Origin of the sequence: Chloracidobacterium sp. N, assembly GCF_018304765.1 — a bacterium.
In the GTDB taxonomy this organism is placed as follows: Bacteria; Acidobacteriota; Blastocatellia; order Chloracidobacteriales; family Chloracidobacteriaceae; genus Chloracidobacterium; species Chloracidobacterium aggregatum.
Genome location: NZ_CP072642.1, coordinates 1012618 through 1030680, shown reverse-complemented (window position 1 = coordinate 1030680; position 18063 = coordinate 1012618). Strand labels below are relative to the sequence as shown.

General features: G+C 62.0%; 14 protein-coding genes. 6 read left to right on the top strand and 8 right to left on the bottom strand.

From position 1 onward, the window contains the following. The first annotated feature begins 21 nt into the window (after positions 1–21). Positions 22–1611, top strand: coding sequence for a phosphoglycerate dehydrogenase (gene serA / locus J8C05_RS04300; protein ID WP_211422951.1), 1590 nt, complete (start codon positions 22–24; stop codon positions 1609–1611). A gap of 41 nt (positions 1612–1652) precedes the next feature. Here serA and J8C05_RS04295 read toward each other — a convergent pair whose 3' ends face one another. Beyond that, positions 1653–3167, bottom strand: a complete 1515-nt coding sequence (locus J8C05_RS04295) for a cryptochrome/photolyase family protein (RefSeq protein ID WP_211422950.1) — start codon at positions 3165–3167, stop codon at positions 1653–1655. 107 nt (positions 3168–3274) lie between these two features. Between J8C05_RS04295 and bchM the strand changes: the two genes are divergently transcribed. Then, positions 3275–3937, top strand: coding sequence for a magnesium protoporphyrin IX methyltransferase (bchM, locus tag J8C05_RS04290; protein WP_211422949.1), 663 nt, complete (start codon positions 3275–3277; stop codon positions 3935–3937). 113 nt (positions 3938–4050) lie between these two features. Here bchM and J8C05_RS04285 read toward each other — a convergent pair whose 3' ends face one another. From J8C05_RS04285 to J8C05_RS04275, 3 genes are all read right to left on the bottom strand, one after another. Further along, positions 4051–5106: a bifunctional UDP-sugar hydrolase/5'-nucleotidase gene (locus J8C05_RS04285; RefSeq protein WP_211422948.1), complete on the bottom strand. Its 1056-nt coding sequence runs from the start codon at positions 5104–5106 to the stop codon at positions 4051–4053. Positions 5107–5269: 163 nt separating this feature from the next. Next, on the bottom strand, positions 5270–6931 hold the full coding sequence (locus J8C05_RS04280; protein ID WP_211422947.1) for a PP2C family protein-serine/threonine phosphatase: 1662 nt from the start codon (positions 6929–6931) through the stop codon (positions 5270–5272). Between the two features lie 156 nt (positions 6932–7087). Beyond that, entirely contained in the window at positions 7088–7921 is an 834-nt protein-coding gene (locus J8C05_RS04275) for an FHA domain-containing protein (protein WP_211422946.1), read from the bottom strand. Positions 7922–8196: 275 nt separating this feature from the next. Between J8C05_RS04275 and tyrS the strand changes: the two genes are divergently transcribed. After that, complete coding sequence (gene tyrS, locus J8C05_RS04270; RefSeq protein ID WP_211422945.1) at positions 8197–9477, top strand: tyrosine--tRNA ligase; 1281 nt, start codon at positions 8197–8199, stop codon at positions 9475–9477. A gap of 23 nt (positions 9478–9500) precedes the next feature. Continuing rightward, the gene (locus J8C05_RS04265; RefSeq protein ID WP_211422944.1) at positions 9501–10658 is read left to right on the top strand and encodes a class I SAM-dependent methyltransferase; all 1158 of its coding nucleotides are present in this window, start codon (positions 9501–9503) and stop codon (positions 10656–10658) included. Here the strand turns inward: J8C05_RS04265 and J8C05_RS04260 are convergent. The 4 genes from J8C05_RS04260 to J8C05_RS04245 all read right to left on the bottom strand — a co-directional run bounded on the left by J8C05_RS04260 (position 10618) and on the right by J8C05_RS04245 (position 14886). Then, complete coding sequence (locus tag J8C05_RS04260; protein WP_211422943.1) at positions 10618–11574, bottom strand: MalT transcriptional regulator family protein; 957 nt, start codon at positions 11572–11574, stop codon at positions 10618–10620. The two genes, J8C05_RS04265 and J8C05_RS04260, sit on opposite strands and share 41 nt — an antisense overlap. Positions 11575–11646: 72 nt before the next feature. Beyond that, a complete protein-coding gene (locus J8C05_RS04255; RefSeq protein WP_211422942.1) occupies positions 11647–12090 on the bottom strand; it encodes a universal stress protein in 444 nt (147 codons plus the stop codon). A 58-nt stretch (positions 12091–12148) separates the two neighbouring features. After that, positions 12149–13159, bottom strand: a complete 1011-nt coding sequence (locus tag J8C05_RS04250) for a serine/threonine protein kinase (protein ID WP_211422941.1) — start codon at positions 13157–13159, stop codon at positions 12149–12151. Then, positions 13156–14886 carry a bifunctional serine/threonine-protein kinase/formylglycine-generating enzyme family protein gene (locus J8C05_RS04245; RefSeq protein WP_211422940.1) on the bottom strand — a complete coding sequence of 577 codons (1731 nt, stop codon included), beginning with the start codon at positions 14884–14886 and terminating at the stop codon, positions 13156–13158. Before J8C05_RS04245 ends, J8C05_RS04250 begins: the two co-directional genes overlap by 4 nt. Before the next feature lie 144 nt (positions 14887–15030). On the opposite strand from J8C05_RS04245, the gene J8C05_RS04240 reads away from it, so the two are divergent. Both J8C05_RS04240 and hemL read left to right on the top strand, forming a co-directional pair. Continuing rightward, positions 15031–16551 (top strand): tetratricopeptide repeat protein, encoded by a 1521-nt coding sequence (locus J8C05_RS04240; protein ID WP_211422939.1) that lies wholly within the window; start codon positions 15031–15033, stop codon positions 16549–16551. A gap of 189 nt (positions 16552–16740) precedes the next feature. Beyond that, positions 16741–18060, top strand: coding sequence for a glutamate-1-semialdehyde 2,1-aminomutase (hemL, locus tag J8C05_RS04235; RefSeq protein ID WP_211422938.1), 1320 nt, complete (start codon positions 16741–16743; stop codon positions 18058–18060). Positions 18061–18063 lie beyond the last annotated feature (3 nt).

Genomic DNA, 18063 nt, shown 5'->3' with positions numbered 1-18063 from the left:
TTCCTTCGATTCAAGCCTGCTATGACCATCCACCGTGTTCTCGTCTGTGGCAACCTGGCCGAAGACGGTCTCAGCATTTTGCGCCAGACACCCAACATTGCCCTCGATGTCAAGCCGGAACTCAAAGAAGACGAACTGGCCGAACTCATTGCCCCCTACCATGCGCTTATTGTGCGCAGCGATACCCGTCCGACGGCCAAAGTCATCGCGGCGGCGGACAACCTCAAGGTCATCGGGCGGGCCGGCACCGGTGTGGACAACATTGATGTCGAGGCCGCGACCAAGCGCGGCATTGTGGTGATGAACACTCCCGGCGGTAACAGCGTCACCACCGCCGAACACACCTTTGCCCTGCTGATGGCTACAGCCCGGCACATTGCCCAGGGCACGATGAGCCTCAAGCAGGGCCGCTGGGAACGGAAGAAGCTCGTCGGCGTCGAACTGTCTGGCAAAACCCTGGGGATCGTTGGGATCGGACGCATCGGCAGCCTCGTGGCCCAGCGCGCGGCGGCCTTCGGCATGCACACGGTTGGCTATGATCCTTACCTGACGCGGGAAGCCGCAGCCAAGTTGGGTATCGAACTCGTCGCGCTCGATACCCTGTTTGCGCGCGCCGATTTCATCACCCTGCACGTCCCGCTGACGGATGAAACCCGGCATATCATCAATGCCGACGCCTTCCGCAAGATGAAACGTGGCGTCCGGCTCATCAACTGCGCCCGTGGTGGACTGGTGGATGAGACCGCCCTTGCCGCCGCCCTGCAGGACGGCACGGTAGCCGCTGCCGCGCTCGATGTCTTCGAGGAAGAACCGCCGCCGCCCGATCATCCGCTTCTGGCACTGCCCAACCTCACCTGCACCCCCCACCTTGGAGCTTCAACAACGGAAGCGCAGGTGAGTGTGGCCGTTTCGATTGCCAGACAAATCGTGGACTTTCTTGAAACCGGCGCCATTTTTGGCGCCGTCAATGCGCCTTCGGTAAGCGCCGAGATCATGGCTGAACTGCGGCCTTACGTGGACCTCGGCATCAAACTTGGCATGTTTCAGGGGCAGGCCTTCGGCAGTCACGTACGCCGTCTGGTCATTGAATACAGTGGCAAGGTCGCCGACCTGGACGTGCGTCCCATCACCCAGGCGATTCTGGTCGGGCTGCTTTCAGGGACGAGCAATCGGGTCAACTTCGTCAATGCGGCGCTCATTGCCGAAGAACGCGGCATGGTCGTCTCGGAAACCAAAAATCGCGTCGCCAAGGACTTTGCCAGCCTTATCGCCCTCTGGGCGGAGACTGACCAGGGGGAAAGCGATGTGGCCGGCGCCATTTTCCGTGAGTCCGATCTGCGGATCGTACGGGTCAACGGCTTTCCCATCGAAGCCATCCCGAAAGGGCACATGCTGCTGTGTGCCAACCGGGACCAGCCCGGCGTGCTGGGGCGGATTTGTTCCACACTCGGCGATGGCGGCGTCAACATTGCCCGGCTCTACCTTGGACGCAAGGAAATCGGCGGGACGGCCATTTCCCTCATCCAGGTGGATTCACCCGTACCTGATGAAGTCATGGCCAAGCTGCACGAGATTCCGGCGGTTCTCAAGGCACGGTGTATTCACCTGTAGCGATGTGGCGCAGGTCACACGGACTGTTCATCTCAACTGGACTAAAGCTCTTCCAGACGGGTGAGCAGCGTGGCGGCCCAGGCCAGTGTGGCGGCGCGTTCCTGTGGGTTCAGGTTGTCCCAGGCAGCGTACATCATGCGCATGCGCTGGTTTGGAAACAGCTTTGCGCGGTGTCGGTCGAGAAAGTCCCAGTACAGGCTGTTGAACGGACAGGCCCCTTCCCCGTGCCGCTGCTTCGGGTTGTAGGCACAGCCCTGGCAGTAATCGCTCATGCGGTTGATGTAGGCAGCACTGGCCACGTAAGGCTTGGTGGCCAGAAAGCCACCGTCGGCGTACAGTGACATGCCCAGCACGTTGGGCAGTGTGACCCACTCATAGGCGTCTATGTACGCCAACCAGAACCACTCGTTGACTGCCTGTGGCAGCACTCCGGCCAGCAGCGCAAAGTTGCCCAGCACCATAAGGCGCTGAATGTGGTGCGTGTGTCCGGTCTGCTGAAGTTGGGTGATGGTTTCCCGGAGACACTGCATCCGCGTCTCGCCATCCCAGTAGTAGTGCGGCAGTGGACGGGTGTCGCCAAAGAAGTTGGCCTGGGCCATTTCCGGCATGCGTAGCCAGTAGATTTGATAGATGAACTCCCGCCAGCCGATGAACTGCCGGATGACGCCTTCCACGGAGTTGAGCCGGGCTTTTCCGGCACGGTACGCCTGCTCGGCCTGCCTGGCCGCTACCAGCGGATCAAGCAGGCCGACATTGACATAAGGTGATACCAGAGTGTGGTACAGCGCAGCCTGCCCGCGCACCATGGCATCTTCATAGGGGCCAAAAAGATCAAGCCGGTGTTCGATGAAATCCTGGTAGGCATCTTCGGCCTCGGCGCGGGTCGTGGCCCAGTGGAAGGGTTCGATGACGCCGTAACCATCGGGGAAATCCCGTCGTACCCAGTCCATCACCTCACGGGTGATGGCATCCGGGGCATAGCGGGGCAGAGGCGGGAACCGATGGTCCGGCGGTGGCACCTGGCGATTTTCCCGGTCATAGTTCCACGTGCCGCCCGTCGGTTCGCCGTCCGGTTCCATCAGCAACCCCGTCATCTGCCGCATGCGCCGGTAGAAGTTTTCCAGAACGAGCGTTTTCTTTCCCTGCGCCCGGGCGGCAAACGATGCCCGGTCGCTGATGAACATGGTCGTCGGCAGGATGTCAAGTGACAGTCCATGCGCAGCAACAAGACGTTTCAGGAGTTCGGCAACACCGTATTCGTTGGGTTCCATAAGCCAGATGCGGCTTGGACGGTGCTGGCGGAGATGGGCCACGAGACCGGCTTCAAAATCGGGCTGTTCACGGTAGTAGTCCACGGTCCAGCCCATGGCGCGCAGTTCTTCGGCGTAGTGCCGCATGGCTGAAAAGAGAAAGACGAGCTTCTGCTTGTGGTAGCGCACCCGTCGTGCATGGGCGGCTGACTCAATCATCAGCACCCTGACCGTGGAGTGTTCCACCCGTTCAAAAGCCGGATGGAGACGTACCAACTGATCGCCCAGAATCCAGATGGTTTCCATACCTGACCTACCCGCCTGAACACAGGCTTGACTTTCCTGTGCCCGGATTGGACGCTGGAAGGGAGGTGTGTATTTCAAACCGTTTGAGCCGTGGAGTGCAAACCCCGATGCCATCTTCATACGCGACGGCGCAGGATCGCATTCGCCACTACTTCGATACCGTTGGCTTTGAAAAATGGCAGCGATTTGCGCGTGGTGAAGCGCAAAACCGGATTCAGGCGAGCATTGTTGCCGGCCGTGAAAAAACCATGGCCACGATTCTGGCGTGGGGCGGCCACTGGCAGGGGCGGACCGTCCTCGATGCGGGCTGTGGCACCGGCGCTTTTGCCCGTCGCCTCGTAGATGCCGGCGCGTGCGTCACGGGTGTGGACATTTCAGCCCGTGAAATCCAGGCCGCTCGTGAACGGGTTCCGGAAGCCACGTTTTATGAAGCCGATTTTTACGGCGTCGCCGAGGTCTTTGACACCATCGTGTGCCTGGACAGCCTGATTTACTACGAGGAAGATGATCTGGTGCAACTTCTGCGGCATCTGGGCACCCACACCCGCGAGGCACTCTACTTCACCTTCACGCCCAGCACGTCCTTCTTTGAAGTGATGCATGCCGTCGGGAAGCTCTTTCCCAAAGGCAACACCTCCCCGGCCATTGCCCAGATCAAGGCCAGGCGGCTTTATTCGCGCCTGGCGCAGGAAACGCCGCTGCGGATGTACCGCGCCGTCCATATCAGCTCCAGTTTTTACCAGACCACTCTGGTTGAATTGCGCCGATGACCTTCCGTGCCAGTGAGCCACTGGCGGGCGCGAGCCGGGACAATAAAACCGGCGTTCCCTGGAAGGATTGACCGGGAAACGCCGGTTGACATGTTTGCGCTCCGGCGGGAGCATCAGGGCGTGGCCTGCACCATGCTGCGCCGCGCTTCCTCAATGGCCGCCTTGGCGTCTCTGACGATTTTCAGGGCGTTTGGCTCACTGGGTATCGTCGCATCGAGCAGGATGAAGCGGCTGCTGTACGTCCGCTTGCCGTCGCCGGTCACATAGGCCCGCAGTTCTCCGAGCGCCTTGGTTTCATAGTTGTTGACGACCACGGCCGTATTTCCCACGGTCTCCAGCGTGAGCAGTGAAGGCTGCGTGTGGCCAACAATCATGACATCTATCCCTTCGAGTTCCGTCGCCAGCGTCTTGGCCTGGTCGAGGGGCAGGTAGGCCAGCACAACCACCACATCCGCCTGCTTTTTCAGCTCCGGGAGCACTTCCTTGAGCGCCGTGGCGGGGTCACGCCAGACATAGCCGGTGCCTTCGCTGGGCGCCTGCTCACACACCCCGGTGATGCCAATCCGCAGCTTGTGGTTCTTTGGAATGTGCGGTGATTTCACTTCCTTGATGACAAAGCGTGGCAGGGCGATGTGCGTCTTCTCGTTTACGGCCGGTGTGGCATTGGCCGAAACGTAGGCTTTCAGCACGGGAAAATCTGCGGCCGCCTGCTTGGCAGCCTGGGTGGTGAAATACTGGTGCAGCACCCGCAGGTCCTGATAGGTCAGGTTGACCGCGTCGAAGGGATAGGCGCTGTACCCGCGCAGGGCATAGTCGTTCTGCACGAGGACATCCTTGAAGGGGGGGTTGAGCAACACCCCCTGGTCGTTGAAGATGGCCCCGACAGAGAGTTCCAGCAGCGGGGTCTCGGCAAAGTTTGTGCGGAACGCCTGCGCCATGGTCACGCGGCGGTGGAGTCCGCCGCTGGGATTGGCCGGGCAGCCACAGGTATCCAGATTGGCGTGCATTTCGCCGGAAAAGTGAATGGCGAAGGCGGCCTTGTCGTCCGTTCCCAGCGCATGCGCTGGCACGGAGAGCGTCTGTGCCACGGCGGACCACCACAGCGTGCTGCTGCTCAGGAGCCAGGCCAAACCAACCGCCACCAATAACCCACGGTTTCGCATAACCATCAACCTCAGAGAAAATCTCGAAATCCCTTCCCGGTTTCCGCACCGCTTCCAAAGCCGTCCGGTTATCGGGACTGCGTTTCCATGCCATCCCAGATACCACCGGCTCAAGCCATGGCTTCCACCGGCACTGCCCACGTCTGGGGCTTCAGGGATGCCGGATGGACTACGGGGCGTTGTTTGTCAAGCCCTCAATGGTTTGTTCAACGGTGCGCTGGAGCTCGTCAACCGGACGGGCGCCCGGAGACGACGGCTTGTTACCGGGTGCTTTCATCTCGCGGAGCGGTGCCGGCAACGTGTCGAGCCACTGCGAGATGGCCTGCACTTCCTTTCCAATATCACTCACAGAAGGATCATCCGGCCTGGGCTGCTGCCGGCGGTGCCGCTTCAGGGCTTCTTTGAGCGCGGCCAGTTGTTCGCACTTCTTCTTACAGTTTTGACGTTCAGCGTCATGGCCCGGGATTTGGCCAAGCCGGCGTTCGACATTCGCGGCCTGCCGTTCGATCTGCTCCAGTTTTTTCTCGACCTCATCCAGCAGCACACCATCGGCCCGTCCAATGCCACTGCCGCCGTCCGATTCGGCTGGCGGTGGGGCCGGCGGGGGCGTCTCCGGCGTGGATGAGGGCAAGCCAATCGGGGCCAGCGCCGGATTCGGACGTGGCTCCATCCCACCGGTACGCTCCCGCTCGGCCCGCGACTGCAAGACCCAAATCATGGCCGCAAGGCCGGACAAGACGATCAGGCCCACGGCGGCCAGCGCCAAAAGAACAAAGAGCTTGCCCCCTTTTGAGAGGCTCTCGCGTGATGGCGTCGCCGGCGGGCCGGGCGTCTCCACCGCCGAGGGCGGCAAAGCCGGCAACTGGTCGGCCGAGGTGCTGGCCGCGAGGTTGGTGGTCGCATTCGCCGGCGTGGGGCGGCTGTTCTGGGTCGTAACGGTAAAATTGGAAAGCGTCGGCTGCCCGCCAAGCAGGTCGGAAGTCACCCGGCCAGCCCCCACCGGCATCACGTTCTCTCCTGATGGTGTGGACGCCAGGAGTTGTGTGGCGCGGGACTCCGAGATGGTGTCGGGATCATCTACGGTAAAAAGCCGTGCAATCACCACCGTGATGTTATCTTCACCGCCCCGGTCATTGGCCAGCTTGACCAGCCCTTCAGCCGCGGCTTCGAGCGAACTGGAGATAGTGACATAACTCAACAGCTCGTGATCTTCGACCTTGTTGGAAAGACCATCACTGCACAGCAAAAAGAGGTCATTCGGCTGAATGACCTCCGTCGTGATGTCGGTATTGACAACCCGCTGAGTGCCAAGCGCCTGCAAAATGACATTGTTCGGGACATTGACCACCTGCATGCCAGCCTTTCTGGCGGCATTGGCCCAGGATTGGTCTTCGGTAAGCTGCCGGATTGTGCCTCCACGGATGAGATACGCCCGCGAATCCCCGACCTGTGAGACGGTGGCCTCCTGCCCGCACAGGTGGACGGCCGTCAGCGTCGCCCCCAGCCCACGGATGGCACTTTCATTCTGTGACCGCTCCCAGATGGCGGCGTTGGCGCTATCAGCCGCTTTTCGCATGGCCTCGCGTGAGGGGACACCAGCCGCCATCTGCTGCAACATTTCACGGGCGACAATGGCAACGGCCATTTCGCTGGCGACTTCCCCTGCCGCAGCGCCCCCCATGCCATCACTCACAATCAGCAGGGTGCCCAGTTTGCCCAGCCGGTGCTGCGCCACTTCAGGTGACAGGGACGAATCACGGCCCGCCAAACCAAGCCGCTGGGTGGTCAAATCAACCACCTGAAGATTGTCTTCGTTTCCAGTCCGCCGCATGCCAATATCCGTGCGCACTGAAATCGAGACCCACGTTTCTGTCCGACTGGATACAGAAGCCGTCACCCATCCCTCACAAGGCTGAAAAGTTCTGGAGGTTTTTCAGCCCTCCGATGTCGCACCCCGTGGTGCGCTGTCTCCGGGCTGCTGCCCCCGCTATGCCTCAAAGCGAAACAACTGTTTGCCAATCAGCACAATGTCGCCTGATTTGAGCGTCACCGGGCCGTCTATTTTCTTGAACGTGCCGTTGCGCGAGTTGTCATCCTGGAGAATGAATTCATCACCCCGCCGAATGATACGGGCGTGCCGCCCGGACATGTAACCGTCATGCGGAAACCGGATGTCGCCCGAGTTGCGGCCAATCGTCAGTTCATCCCCCTTGATTTCATAGACTTCCCCATCTCCGCCCCCTTCCTGAATGAGGCACAGGCGGGCGACCCGCGTCGGTGGGCGTTCCGACGTGCGAACGATGGTCTTCATCAGTGGAGAGGGCAGAGGCGCTCCACAGCCGGCACAGAAGCTGCTGGTTGCCGGATTGACTTTGCCGCACTGGTCACAGATGACCGTCTCAGCCGCGCCATCGGCTGCCGGGGAGCGTGACATCACCGTGGGTGGCACCGGCGGCATGGCAGGCTGCGCCACGACTGTCGGTGGAACCGGCGGGGCAGGCTGCGCCACCACGGTCGGCGGAACCACCGGCTGGGCGATGACCGTTGGCGGGACCGGCGGCGGGACCGGCTGTGCCACCACGGTTGGCGGAACCGCCGGCTGGGCGACGACTGTTGGCGGGACGACCGGCGGAACCACGACCGTCGGTGGAATGTCAACCGGACGCCCACCCTGCCCGCCGCCGCCGGGAGGAGCCGAGCGTGCGACGGAAGCCGGCTCGGATTTCAACGGAGAGCCGCACTGCTGGCAATACAGCCAATCCGCAGCATTCGATGCGCCACACACAGAGCAGGTTATTTCGCCCGTATTGTTGGATGTCATGCTCGTCTCACAAGATCAGAATATCTCAGCCAGGCGGTGTCAAATGGAGAAACCTGACGGATAGATCGGTGATATGATACACCACTTCAGCACGCTATGCCCTCTCCCCAAGGGCAGGTTGCTCTGAATCTGTCCGTGGGACGTAAATATACATACGCTCAAATCGGCAAAACAAGCCGAAAGATGGCAGTGAATCCGGGAGACAAATCGCCCTTTGACCCGATTGCCCCCTGCGGATACGCACGCTCCTCACACGTGACCCCGGCTGTACCCTTATGACGACCCTTTTTGATGAACTGACCTGGCGGCAACTGGTTCAGGACTACACACCTGATCTTCCCCAGCACATGGCGGAGCGGCAACCGCTCACCGTCTATGCCGGATTTGACCCGACGGCGCCCAGCCTGCACGTCGGCAATCTCCTGCCACTTCTGACCCTGGTGCGCTTTCAGCGCGCCGGCCACCGCCCCATAGCGCTGGCCGGCGGTGGCACAGGTCTCATCGGCGACCCCAGCGGCAAGGCTGCCGAACGCCCGCTTCTGGATACAGACACCCTTGCGGCCAACGTGCAGGCCATTGAGCGCCTTCTGTCCCGGTTCCTTGACTTCTCCGGCGCCAATGCCGCCTGCCTCGTCAACAACCTGGAATGGCTCGGCCACCTGCCGCTGCTGACGTTTCTCCGCGAAACCGGCAAGCATTTCTCCATCAACATGATGCTGGGCAAGGAATCCGTCCGGCGCCGGCTGGAGACCGGAATTTCCTACACCGAATTCAGCTACATGCTGCTTCAGGCACGCGACTATCTCGAACTGTACGACCGCTACGACTGCACCCTGCAAATCGGCGGCAGCGACCAGTGGGGCAACATCACGGCCGGCATTGAACTCATCCGTCGCCTGCGCGGAAGCAGCGTCCACGGGCTGACCATCCCCCTGATCACCAAAGCCGACGGCACGAAGTTCGGCAAAACCGAACAGGGCGCCGTGTGGCTGACCGATGACCGCACCTCTCCGTATGAGTTTTATCAGTTCTGGTTCAACACCGAAGATGCCAGTGTCATCAACTACCTGAAAGCCTTCACGTTTCTGTCGGCCGGGGAGATAGCCGACCTGGAAGCGTCCGTGGCGACAGCGCCGGAAAAACGGGGAGCCCAACGTTCGCTGGCGGCGGCCGTCACGGAATTCGTCCACGGGCCCACGGGCCTGCGGACGGCGCTGGCGGCCACGAACATCCTGTTCGGCGGGGCCCCCATCACGGACATTGATGCGGACACCCTGCTTGCCGTCTTTCACGATGCGCCTTCAACCGAGGTCCCGGCGGCACTGTTTGCCGACGACGGCGCAGTGCCGTCCGATCTGGCCATAGCGGCCCGGCTGGTGGGCTCGAAAAGTGAAGCGCGCCGCCTCATCGAAGGGGGCGGACTGTACTTCAACAACCAGCGGGTCGAGTCCGTCCACAGCCGTATTACCCGCGAACGGCTGATTGGCGGGCAGTATGGCGTTCTGCGCAAAGGCGCGCGTACCTATCACCTGCTGCGGGTGGTGAATACACCGTGAATACACCGTAACCGGACACCGCGATGAACTCCCTGGAAGCTGTCATCCGTGACCGCATCGCCCGCCACGGCCCGTTGACCTTTCGTGACTTCATGGCCCTGGCGCTCTACGATCCGGCGCACGGTTATTACACCACCGCCAGTCAGCGCATCGGACGCGCTGGCGACTTCTACACCGCCAGCAGTATCGCGGGCCATTTTGGAAAACTGCTGGCGCGCCAGATACAGTCCATCTGGCAGGCCCTGGGGCAGCCGGCGGATTTCACGGTCGTCGAATGTGGCGCCGGCACGGGTGACCTGGCGGCTGACATCCTGACCGCGCTGGCGACGGATGCGCCCGACATCCTGCGTCACCTGCGCTATGTCATTGACGAGCACAGCCCCGCCATGCGGGCCGCCCAGGCGGCGCGGCTGGCGGCCTTCCTGGAACAGGTCAAGTGGCAGACGCTGGATGAGCTGTCATGCACCCCCATCACCGGACTGATCTTCTCGAACGAACTCGTGGATGCCCTGCCGGTTCACCTGCTCACCTGCCGCCGGGGGCAATATCTTGAAGGGCTGGTGTCGGTCAGCCAGGGTCAGCTCCGTCTCATCTGGGAGACGCCCACGCTTCCCCAGGACTTCGCAGCATACCTTGCCTTGGGCGAAATCCAGCCTGCTGAAGGTGAGCAGTGCGAAGTCGCGCTGGACGCGCTGGACTGGCTCACCAAGGCCGCTGCGGCCCTGGCGCGGGGCTATCTCATCACCATTGACTACGGCGATACCGGGTCACACCTGTCAGGGCGGCCGACGGGCACCATTCGCAGTTTCACATGCCATCGCGTCTCGGAAGACCTGCTGTCCAACCCCGGCCAGCAGGACCTCACGGCCGACGTCAACTTTTCGGCGCTGGTCAGCCATGGCGTCCGCCGGGGTTTGCGCTGCGTTCAGTTGACGCGGCAGGCCGACTATCTCATCCAGCTTGGGCTGCTTGACCTGCTCGCTGCGGCAACCCGCCCGGAGCACGGACGCGAAGCCCTCCAGGAACGTCTGGCACTCAAGCACTTTCTCGTGCCGGGCGGCTTTGGCGACCGGTTCAAGGTGCTCGTGCAGGCTAGGGGGGACAGACTGCCAACCGGCTTGCCGGTTCCCCGGTCAGCGTTTACAGGCGGGTGGAAAGCTCCCGCAGCAGTGGATGAATGACCAGTGTGCGCACTTCATCATCGAGGGTGTGTACCAGACAGTTGGCAGCCGCCAGGAACTGATAGAGTGCCTGGCTCGCTGGCGTGTCCGCGCCGCTCCTGAGAAGGTGAATGGCTTCATCAAAGGCCACGGGCGCGCGCCGCAGACATTCTCGCAACAGTGACACCATCACCGCCTGGCTGGCAGCAGGCAACAACATCTCAAAGTTGATGCGCAGATACGACGGCAGACCATAAGCCACCTGCAAGACAAGGTTGACAGCGGCAGCCTGTCCCTGCGTCCGCTCGACAATCAGCCCGCCTTCATCGGCGCTAACCTCATAGCGTGCCACTTGGGCGAAATAACCAACGACATCTTCCGGGTCAAAACGCAAATCCGACTCGGTGACATCGAGGCGTGTCACCCGGCTGCGCCCGGCGCGCTTGAAGAGCGGCACACGCTGTGTCGCAAGAATGAGCTGCATGGGCGGCGGCAACTCAGCCGCCACCTGCTCAATCAACTGGTTGATGGCCGGGGCATCGGCAACGTGCTCGAAGTTGTCCAGCACCAGGGTTTCGATACCCAACTCGCGCATGCTGCTCACCACAAGCTTGACAGCCGAACGAATGTCCTGAGTATCCAGAACCTGGTAGTCGGGCACGATTGGCAGGCGGTAGAGCGCCGCGCAAACGTTGGCTATGAAGGTATTCAGGGCAGCATCGGCAGCATCCAGTGCCAACCAGCCGACTTGTGCCCCGGAGCGATGCGTCACGGCACTCAGCAGGGTCGTCTTGCCGTACCCGGCCGGCGCCTCGATGACCACGAGGGGCGTATGGAAATGATTGGCCAGCAGGTTGTTCAGATAGGCCCGGTGGTAAGTCCGCGCGTGCGGCCGTACCGGTGACGACTTCGATTGCGGCGGAGACTCAATCACCATGAGCTGACTTCCAGCCACGCACACCCTGCCGACGCACGTCCGGCACGGTGAAACCAACCGGGTTACGGCCGTCTATTTGATGACCAACACCGGGCAGTGCGCCCGGTGCATGACGCGATCACACACGCTGCCGAGCAAAAACGAAGCAATTGGCCCACGCCCGCGACTCCCGATGACAATGACCTCGAACCCTTCGTTTTCCGCCACAGAAACGATGGTCGCGGAAGGAGCGCCGATTTCATAACGGGTGATGAAGGGCACACCAAGCGGTTTGAGGACTTCAGCCGTGCGCTCCAGAACCGCATTGGCGGATTCCCGCTGGAAACGCTCCACCTTTTCCGGGTCAATGCCCAGCTCGTAACCGGGCAGGCTGATGTAGGCCATTTCGTTGAAGGGCTCCATCACAAACAGCAGTGTGAGCGAACCGTTGGTTTTGCTGGCCAACTCGCCAGCGGCCCGGGCCGCTTTCAACGCCGTCTCAGAGCCATCCGTTGCCAACAGTATTTTCTCGAACATGCTTCCCCCTATCGGCCTGCAGCGTCCCTGACTGCCAGGGCCAGGTTTTCGTCAAGCGTCAGGATTTTTTGCCAAAGACTTTGTTCCACCAGCCTTCCAGCCAATTTTTGGAGGGGCGTGGGGGTTCCGATCCTTCATCTGTCAGTGAGCTGGATTGTCTGGCAAAGGCGGCTGAAAGCATTTCCTGTGTCTTTTGCTTATGGACGGATTGCATGTCCCGGAAAAAGTCCCCGGCCGTGGCATACCGCTGTTCAGGGTTGGCGTGGAGTGCCCTGGCAAACACACCATCCAGCCCGGTGGGCAGGGACGCAACATAGGTCGTGACCGATGGGGGAGGCTTCATCTTCAGCTCCAGCATCTTCCGCAGGTCGTCATGCTGCGCCGGGGGCTGTCCGGTCAGCAGTTCATACGCCATGACGGCCAGGCTGTAGAGGTCCGCCTGGGGCGTCAGGGTCATCCCCATGAGATGTTCGGGCGCCATGTAGAGGGGCGTCCCAAAGACCTGTCCGACGGCCGTCAACTGGGAAACCTGCTCGTCGGACTGGAGCAGCTTGACGATGCCGAAATCAAGAAGTTTGACAACCTGGCGGCCGTTGAGTTCCCCCACGAGCACATTGGCCGGCTTGAGATCACGGTGCAGAAGGTTTTTGCCGTGGGCCAGTTCGAGCGCGTCACACAGCGGCTCCAGAATAGCGAGGCATTCTTCGAGCGAGAGCTTCCCGACCCGGGACAACCGGGCTGCCAGGGTTTCCCCGGCGACATACTCCATGACCATGAAGAACAGCCCGTCGGGCGTCTTGCCAAAGTCCTGCACCCGGACGATGTTGGGGTGTGTAAGCTGGCCGCCAATCCTGGCCTCGCGCTGAAAACGTTTGACCAGCGAAGGATCGGAGGTCAGCGCCGGGGAAAGCACCTTGATCGCCACCGGGCTGCCCAGCGTCAGGTGGGTGGCCAGAAAGACAGCCCCCATCCCCCCACTTCCGATCATCTTCTCGACGCGGTAGTTGTCGTTGAGGGTTTGTCCGATGAGGGATTTGTAGAACTCCACCGTGCCCGACGTGGACATCATTCCCCTCCAACCCTGGGATCGGCCGCAACCCGGAAGCCCAGCCGATTGTTGGTAAAGTCCGGTTTCTGAGGAAAGCGGTAGGTGACACCTTCGTTTGGATTTTCACGGTCATCCCGGCCACGAAAGATACGCAGGGCCGGGTTTGGCGCAAACCCCTTCCCGCCGGGATAGACCGTCAGGCTGTCGGCCGTCCACTCCAGAAAACCAGCATCGAGCAAATCCCGGACGCCCTTGCGGTCACGCTGGCGCGCCAGGTATTCCCATTCAAACTCCTTGATGAGCCGGTAGCGCGTGCCGGTCTCCTGGGAAAGCCACCGGCAGTAGGCATCGGCGTCATCCCAGCTCACCCCGGTCACGGGCTTGTCCAGATCGCTTACCGGCGGCGACGGCCCGTTCCAGGTCGTGGGCGCACGATGCTTTGTCCGTTTGACGAACTCCGCATACTGTGCGTTGTTGACAAGCGTCTGCGCCACCCGAAAGGGCAAAACAGTCGTTTTGAACTCCGGGACGGAGAGTTTGTCGCCCCGGTTGGTGCCGAGCAATGTCTCGCCACCTGGAACGAGTACCATTTTGGGTTGCAGGTCGGCGGGCAGCGTCGTGGGTGAGGGGGAGGGCTTACCACTCAGCGCGGCGCTGATTTGCGGGTAGAAAAACCATCCGCCGCCCCCGGCCACGAGCAGCAGCAACCCAACGGCGATGGGCCACACGCCCACGGTGCGGGCTGGCGGCGACAGCGTTCCCAACTGGAGTGTGGGGAGTACCGGACTGCCCGACTTGGTGACCGGAGAAAAACCGGGTGTCGTCGAAAGGCCACCCGGCGGCGTGGTGCGGTCACGCAGTGCGGCTTCCAGGGTCAGGTTTTTTTCGAGCGCCTCCAGTTCGCGTTTCAGCTCCAGTGCCGAGGGTTGGCGCTCCTCCGGGAGCTTCGCCAGGCCCCGCCGGATGATGGCGTCGAGTTCGGCCGGAATGTCCGGCCGAAGCTGGGAGAGCGGCTTCGGCTCGGCGAGGATGACCGGCACGCTGGGCAGTGCCCCGGCCAGCATTTCGTAGAGCATGAGGTTGATGGCGAAAACGTCCGTGCGCGGATCAATCGGCTGCCCCAGGATTTGTTCCGGCGCCATGTATTTCGGCGTGCCGGGCGAGCCGATTCCCGGACTTTCGCGCGTGAGGGTTTCGTTTTTTTCCCCGCCTTCGGGGGCCAGTTTGGCAATGCCGAAATCCAGCACCCGCGCCATGGTTGTCCCATCAGGCAACGTCTGCAGGATGACGTTTTCCGGTTTCAGGTCACGGTGGACGATGCCCTGGGTGTGCGCCGTGTGGAGGCCGGCGCAGATTTGGCGCGTCACTTCGAGGGCGAACCCGATGGGCGCCGGTCCAAGTTCCCGGCAGCGTTCGCGCAAGGTCGTGCCCTCGATGAACTCCATGACGATGTAGGGCAACTGTTCCTCGCCCAGCGTCCCGAAATCCGTCACCATGACGATGTTGGGGTGGCTGATCCGGGCCAGCACTTCTGCCTCGCGCCGGAAGCGCGCCAGCCGGTGCTGACGCTCTTCGGCGTTACGGGCGACGTCGAACAGCATGACCTTCAGCGCAAAGGTCTTCTTCAGTTGAAGGTGGGTGACACGAAACACCTTGCCCATTCCGCCCTGCCCAAGCAGCGCATCAATCCGGTACTTTCCGTCAATCACAGCGCCGAGTTCGAGCAGACTCGCAGTTTCGACATTCATACGAAAACAACACACCCGTCGCAGCCATGCGGGCGGAAACGGACAGGAACGCTGAGCCAGTCCGGGATGTAACTTGTCGCTCTACGCCCCGCCAACTATATTGCACCTCGGCGTTGAAAGACAATGTTCGAGCAAAGATGCGGTATGCCTTACAAACCACGGGCCACGCCAGCCGTTGCCTCACTGTGCCTTCTTACCGTCACCACAGGCTACGAAACCTCTGGGTTCTGGCGCGTCCGGTGGAGTGACCAAAATCCATCCTCACTGCGGATTGACCCGACGGCAGAACGGTCACGGGCAACTCCGCTGCGGATTGACCCCACCATCAGCGCCCGCGCTTCGGCGCTGCGTGTTGTCCCCACCGAAATTGCCCAGAAACGTGGCATTCAGCAGGTTGGTGAGGCCCTGGCCCGCACCGAACAGCAGGTCATCACCCCTCCGAAGCGCCAGCCGACGCTCACGGAGCGCGCCGCCGCCCTGGCGGCCAAAGGCAGGTATCAGGAGGCCATCCCGCTCTACCAGCAGGCCCTGCAAGCCAACCCGAAAGCCACCGAGGCCCTTGCCGGCTGGGGACATGCCCTTCTGGAACTGGGACAGGAAGCGGACGCACGTGACAAGTTCCTGGCCGTTCTGGCCCTCAACCCCAGGGATGCAGCCGCACAGGTCAACCTTGGGGTGGCCTGCTATCGCGCTGGCGACATTGACCGTGCCATCCAGGCCTACCAGGCAGCGCTCACCATCTCCCCACGGCTGGCCAACGCCCACTTCAATCTGGGCATGGCGCAGTCGCACCGTGGCGATCTGGAAGCCGCCATCGCCAGCTACCAGACAGCCATCACGCTGCGCCCCCAGTTTCGTGAAGCCCGGAACAACCTGGGGCTGCTGTATGAGGCGCTGGGCGATCTGGACCGCGCCGAACAGGCCTTTCGGGCCGCCCTGGGCAAACCCGTGCCGGGCGAGCGGGAACCGGAAGGCGGCTACGCTCTGGCGCACTACAACCTAGGGCGGCTGTACGAGAAGCGGGCGGCGTACGATGCGGCCATCCGGGAGTTCCAGACGGCCGTCCGGCAGCAGCCAAACTTCCCGGAGGCCTACCTGAACCTGGGCAACGTCCGGTTGCTGCGCAGTCAGCTCAAGGGCACCCTGGAACTCGATGCCGCCATCGAGGCGTTTCGGAAAGCCATTGCTCTCCGTCAGGGACTCTACCCACTGGCGTATGAAAACCTGGCCATTGCACTCAGTTTCAAAGGTGACAAACCGGCGGCTCTGGCGGCCTACCGGACGGCTTTTGACCAGTATGAAGGTGCCTCGGCGGACACGTTCGAGAACCTGCTGACCACCCTGGCCGATGAAACTCAGTTTCTGATCGGAAACGAACTCACCCGGAGTGACAACCCCGGCAACCTGCGCCCGGTGAACCAGACAGCCACCAAGCCGGGCACGGACCGCCTGCTCGAACTGCTCGAACGGTACGCCGGGCTGCCAGAGGCGCTCAAGGAGCAGCCCGACGTGCGCTACTGCGCCGGGCGTGCGTACATTACCGTTGGAGAGGCCGAAGCGGCGCGCAACGAACTGCGGCGCGGTCTGGAACTGGCCGAGGGGCGGGACGCCAGCGCCAGAGAGCTGCTGCACGCTCTTGAGGCGACCATGGCGCCCCCTCCGTGAGCCGGAGCCACTCTTCGTCCGCCCTTTGACTCGCACACGGGTTGGCGCTAAAAGCTGTCAGCAACGGTGAAGGTTGATGTGCGCCACGGTCATAAGGTAGCCGTGGCCATTCGGTGCTCTCCCTTTCGGATTCACCACAACCACGCTGAACCCCAAGACCTTTTTCCTGTTCCTCAATGCAAAGCGACCATGCCAATCACGATGGAAACTGAAAAAGTGAGTCCCAGCCGTTCCGAAACCCTTTTTGAGCAAGCCCGCGCCGTGATTCCCGGCGGTGTCAACAGTCCTGTTCGGGCCTTTCGGGGCGTGGGTGGGACGCCGCTGTTCATTCGCTCGGCCCACGGCCCCTACATGACCGATGTGGATGGCAAACGTTACGTGGACTACATCGGCTCGTGGGGGCCCATGATTCTGGGACACGCACACCCGGAAGTCCTGGCGGCCATCCGCTCGGTCATCGAGCGCGGCACGTCGTTCGGCGCCCCGACGGAACTCGAAGTCGAAATCGCCGAACTCATCGTTTCCCTCGTGCCTTCCATCGAAAAGGTCCGCATGGTGAGCAGCGGGACGGAAGCCACCATGGCGGCCATCCGCGTGGCGCGCGGCTTTACGGGACGCCGCAAAATCGTCAAGTTCGTCGGTTGTTACCATGGTCACGGGGATGCTTTTCTGGTCAAAGCCGGCTCCGGCGTGGCGACGCTGGGGCTGCCGGACAGTCCGGGTGTACCGGCCGAGATTTCACAGCAGACCATTACGGTTCCTTACAACGACCTGGCGGCCGTCGAGGCGGCGTTTACGGCATATCCGAATGACATTGCGGCCGTCATCGTCGAGCCGGTCGTGGGCAACATGGGCTGCGTCCCCCCCCAACCGGGCTACTTGCAGGGGCTGCGTGACCTGACCCAAAAGCACGGCGCCGTTCTCATCTTCGATGAAGTGATGACCGGCTTCCGGCTGGCGCGCGGCGGCGCCCAGGAGCTTTATGGTGTCCTGCCGGATATGACCTGCCTGGGAAAAGTCATGGGCGGGGGCTTGCCGGCCGCAGCCTATGGCGGACGGGCCGACATCATGGACTGCGTTGCCCCGGCCGGCCCGGTCTATCAGGCGGGCACGCTGTCTGGCAACCCGGTTGCCATGACGGCCGGACTCACCACGCTGCGCCTGCTCCAGCAACCCGGCGTGTACGAAAAGCTTGACCGGCAGGCCAAAAAGGTTTCCGAAGGGCTGCTCCAGCTTATCCGCAAGGCGGGCTTTCCGGTGACGCTCAACCGGGTGGGCTCGATGTTCACGATCTTTTTCACCGACGGCGAAGTCACCGACTGGGACTCGGCCTCCAAGAGCGACACGGCGCTTTTCGGGCGCTTCTTCCACGCCATGCTGCACGAAGGGGTTTACCTGCCGCCGTCACAATACGAGGCGGCCTTCATGGGGCTGGCCCACACGGATGAGGTCGTTGAAGTGACACTGGCAGCAGCGGAGCGGGCCCTGGACAAGCTCACCCACGCCTGATAC

Excerpts from the sequence above, each read along its gene's own strand:
- serA (WP_211422951.1), top strand. The coding sequence starts at position 22 with ATGACCATCCACCGTGTTCTCGTCTGTGGCAACCTGGCCGAAGACGGT.
- J8C05_RS04295 (WP_211422950.1), bottom strand. The coding sequence starts at position 3,167 with ATGGAAACCATCTGGATTCTGGGCGATCAGTTGGTACGTCTCCATCCG.
- bchM (WP_211422949.1), top strand. The coding sequence starts at position 3,275 with ATGCCATCTTCATACGCGACGGCGCAGGATCGCATTCGCCACTACTTC.
- J8C05_RS04285 (WP_211422948.1), bottom strand. The coding sequence starts at position 5,106 with ATGGTTATGCGAAACCGTGGGTTATTGGTGGCGGTTGGTTTGGCCTGG.
- J8C05_RS04280 (WP_211422947.1), bottom strand. The coding sequence starts at position 6,931 with ATGCGGCGGACTGGAAACGAAGACAATCTTCAGGTGGTTGATTTGACC.
- J8C05_RS04275 (WP_211422946.1), bottom strand. The coding sequence starts at position 7,921 with ATGACATCCAACAATACGGGCGAAATAACCTGCTCTGTGTGTGGCGCA.
- tyrS (WP_211422945.1), top strand. The coding sequence starts at position 8,197 with ATGACGACCCTTTTTGATGAACTGACCTGGCGGCAACTGGTTCAGGAC.
- J8C05_RS04265 (WP_211422944.1), top strand. The coding sequence starts at position 9,501 with ATGAACTCCCTGGAAGCTGTCATCCGTGACCGCATCGCCCGCCACGGC.
- J8C05_RS04260 (WP_211422943.1), bottom strand. The coding sequence starts at position 11,574 with ATGGTGATTGAGTCTCCGCCGCAATCGAAGTCGTCACCGGTACGGCCG.
- J8C05_RS04255 (WP_211422942.1), bottom strand. The coding sequence starts at position 12,090 with ATGTTCGAGAAAATACTGTTGGCAACGGATGGCTCTGAGACGGCGTTG.
- J8C05_RS04250 (WP_211422941.1), bottom strand. The coding sequence starts at position 13,159 with ATGATGTCCACGTCGGGCACGGTGGAGTTCTACAAATCCCTCATCGGA.
- J8C05_RS04245 (WP_211422940.1), bottom strand. The coding sequence starts at position 14,886 with ATGAATGTCGAAACTGCGAGTCTGCTCGAACTCGGCGCTGTGATTGAC.
- J8C05_RS04240 (WP_211422939.1), top strand. The coding sequence starts at position 15,031 with ATGCCTTACAAACCACGGGCCACGCCAGCCGTTGCCTCACTGTGCCTT.
- hemL (WP_211422938.1), top strand. The coding sequence starts at position 16,741 with ATGCCAATCACGATGGAAACTGAAAAAGTGAGTCCCAGCCGTTCCGAA.